Source organism: Allobosea sp. CER48 (genome assembly GCF_044752385.1).
Lineage (GTDB): Bacteria > Pseudomonadota > Alphaproteobacteria > Rhizobiales > Beijerinckiaceae > Allobosea.
Genome location: NZ_JBIWYK010000646.1, coordinates 1 through 1,430, shown reverse-complemented (window position 1 = coordinate 1,430; position 1,430 = coordinate 1). Strand labels below are relative to the sequence as shown.

The 1,430-nt window shown below is 66.5% G+C and carries 2 protein-coding genes; both read right to left on the bottom strand.

Features of this window, described 5'->3' with window-relative positions; translation table 11 throughout:
• Nucleotides 1–91: 91 nt before the first annotated feature.
• Nucleotides 92–886, bottom strand: coding sequence for an amino acid ABC transporter ATP-binding protein (locus tag ACIPIA_RS16265; RefSeq protein WP_400511014.1), 795 nt, complete (start codon nt 884–886; stop codon nt 92–94).
• A partial coding sequence (locus ACIPIA_RS16260; RefSeq protein WP_400511013.1) for an amino acid ABC transporter permease occupies nt 883–1,430 on the bottom strand: 548 nt, incomplete at its 5' end. The genes ACIPIA_RS16265 and ACIPIA_RS16260, both read right to left, overlap by 4 nt.

The following is a 1,430-nucleotide window of genomic DNA, read 5'->3' as shown; positions in this document are numbered from 1 at the left end:
TGCGCGGCAAATGCGGTGCCGGCGAGCAGCGCCGCGGCGATGGTCAAACGAAGCATGTGTCTCTCCCTCTAGTGAGCTGTTGCCGTCGCCGTCACTTCAGGACGGCGGCGATGAAGTCGCGCGTGCGCGCCTGCTTGGGCGCGACGAGAACGGTCTGCGGCGGGCCCTGCTCGACGATCTCGCCCTTGTCCATGAAGACGACGTCGTTGGCCACCTCGCGGGCGAAGCCGAGCTCGTGCGTGACCACGATCATGGTCATGCCGGATGCGGCAAGGTCCCGCATCACATTGAGCACCTCGCCGACGAGCTCGGGGTCGAGCGCCGAGGTCGGCTCGTCGAACAGCATCAGCTTGGGCCTCATCGCCAGCGCGCGGGCGATGGCGATGCGCTGCTGCTGCCCGCCCGAGAGCTCGCTCGGATAGGAATCGCGCTTGTCGGCGAGGCCGACGCGCTCCAGCAGCGCCATCGCCTCGGCGACGATCTCCTTGCGCGGCCGCTTCAGCACGGTGAGCGGCCCCTCTATGATGTTCTGCAGCGCCGTCATGTGGTTGAACAGGTTGAAGCGCTGGAAGACCATGCCGGTGACGAGGCGCTGGCGCGCGATCTCCGGGTCGGTCAGCTCGTGCAGTTCGTCGCCGACGCGGCGGTAGCCGATCAGCTCGCCATCGACGCGGATCGCGCCCTGGTCGATCTTCTCGAGCTGGTTGATGCAGCGCAGCAGCGTCGACTTGCCCGAGCCCGAAGGCCCGATGATGCACTGGACCATGCCCGGCTCGATCGCGAGCGAGACGTTGTTCAGCGCCTTCAGGTCGCCGAACAGCTTGCTGACATTCGCGATCGTGACGATCGCATTGTCCGCCGTGGCCTTTTTCTCCACCGCGCTCATGCCGCTTCCTCCTGCACCGCGGCGCGCTTGGTGCGCCGCCCTCCCCGCCCCTTCGAGAAATGGCGTTCGAGGAAATACTGTCCGATCTGCAACAGCGTGACCACGAGCAGATACCAGCCGGCGGCGACGATCAGCAGCTCGATGACGCGGGCGTTGGCGTAGTAGATCGTCTGCGCGTTGCGCAGGATCTCGGCATACTGGATCACGCTCGCCACCGAAGTGAGCTTGACCATGCTGATCACCTCGTTGCCGACCGGCGGGATGATGACGCGCATCGCCTGCGGCAGCACGATCCGGCGCAGCGTCGTCAGCCGCGTCATGCCGATCGCCTTGGCGGCCTCGGTCTGGCCCTGGTCGACGGAGAGGATGCCGCCGCGCACCACCTCGGCGGTGTAGGCGCCCTGATTCATGCCGAGGCCGAGAAGCGTCGCCATGAACGGCCCGATGATGTCGATCGTGCGCCAGGCGAACACGCCGGGTATGCCGATGGTCGGGAAGACCAGCGCCAGGTTGAACCAGATCAGGAGCTGCAGCAGCAGCGGCG

Coding starts and splice junctions, on each gene's coding strand:
- ACIPIA_RS16265 (WP_400511014.1), bottom strand. CDS start 886: ATGAGCGCGGTGGAGAAAAAGGCCACGGCGGACAATGCGATCGTCACG.